This is a genomic window from Brevibacillus sp. BC25 (assembly GCF_000282075.1).
Lineage (GTDB): Bacteria > Bacillota > Bacilli > Brevibacillales > Brevibacillaceae > Brevibacillus.
In genome coordinates this window covers 1-1,264 of record NZ_AKIX01000089.1, presented here as the reverse complement: position 1 = coordinate 1,264, position 1,264 = coordinate 1, and the positions used below count along the sequence as shown (strand labels likewise).

The 1,264-nt window shown below is 43.8% G+C and carries 2 protein-coding genes; both read right to left on the bottom strand.

Annotated features, from left to right (window positions below; genetic code table 11):
• Nucleotides 1-39: 39 nt before the first annotated feature.
• Nucleotides 40-924 carry an IS3 family transposase gene (locus tag PMI05_RS21790; RefSeq protein WP_157230930.1) on the bottom strand — a complete coding sequence of 295 codons (885 nt, stop codon included), beginning with the start codon at nucleotides 922-924 and terminating at the stop codon, nucleotides 40-42.
• Complete coding sequence (locus tag PMI05_RS21785) at nucleotides 846-1,190, bottom strand: helix-turn-helix domain-containing protein (protein ID WP_039961173.1); 345 nt, start codon at nucleotides 1,188-1,190, stop codon at nucleotides 846-848. Before PMI05_RS21785 ends, PMI05_RS21790 begins: the two co-directional genes overlap by 79 nt.
• Nucleotides 1,191-1,264: the final 74 nt, after the last annotated feature.

Here is a 1,264-nt window from a genome sequence, read left to right as displayed (position 1 = left end):
TTGGTCAAGACCCCGTTTAGTGGACATTAAGAAAAACACCTAGGCTGTAAGCTGGCGCCGATACTCAATCGGTGCTAGCTTATTTAATTTTCTTTGTGGTCTCTTCTGGTTGTAAAACTGAATGAATTCATCAATTCGCCTTTGTGCCTCGTCAACGGTTCGTATATCATAAGGATAGAGCCCTTCCGTTTTGAGATGCGAGAAGAAGCTCTCCATAGAGGCATTGTCATAACAATTGCCTCGCCGTGACATGCTGATTTGGGCGCCAACCTTTGGCAGCATGTCGTGATAAGCATGGGACGTGTACTGGAATCCTTGATCGCTGTGAACGATCAATCCAGTCATGTCCCCTTTCTTTTCGAAAGCTTTTGCAAAGGTCTGCAAAACGAGCTCATTATCATTACGCTTGCTCATGTGGTAAGCGATGATTTCATTGTTAAATAAATCTTTGATAGCAGAGAGGTACAACCATGTCTCTCCAATGCGATACTGTGTGACATCCGTTACCCACTTTTGATCCGGCTTGTCTGCACGGAAATGTTGTTGTAGCAAGTTTTCCGCGATTCGGCTGCCAACCGAAGAACGGTAGTTGCTCTTATGTTTGCGACGAGTTCGAGAACGTAGACCTAGTTCTTGCATCAAGCGTAGGACTCGCTTATGGTTCACCCATATGCCATGGTCCTGAAGAAGAAACAGTTGAATCTGTCGATATCCGTATTTCCCTTCGTACTTCATATACAGTGCTTGAATCAATTCTTTCAGCCACTTGTCCCGATCCGCTGCTTTTCGTTTTTTGTAAGCGTAGTAACCACTTCGAGAAACGCCGAATAGCTGGCACAGTTGACTTACCGGATACCATTTTGAGGCCCTCTCAACTGCTTCGTACTTTCTCCGTGCACCTCCTGAATCCAGATTTCCAAACACTTTTTTAGCATCGTATTCTCTCTTTTCAACTTTTGGACATATCTCTCCTGATCGATATATTCTTCTCGTCTTCCTCGTTGATTGAGTAGACCAAATTCCCCTAGCTTTCGATACTTTCGCATCCATACTTTCATCCGATCTCTATCTTGAATGCGCAGATGCTCTGTAATCTGTCGATATGTCCATTTCTCCTCAATATGCAGGCGGATTGCCTCTTTCTTCAATTCCTCTGAATATGACTTGAACTTCTGCCCCTTTATTGCCATAAAAAAACACCCCTTAGATTTCATCGGTTAAACCTAGGGGTTTTTCCAATGTCTATTCTAAGGGGTGCACTTCA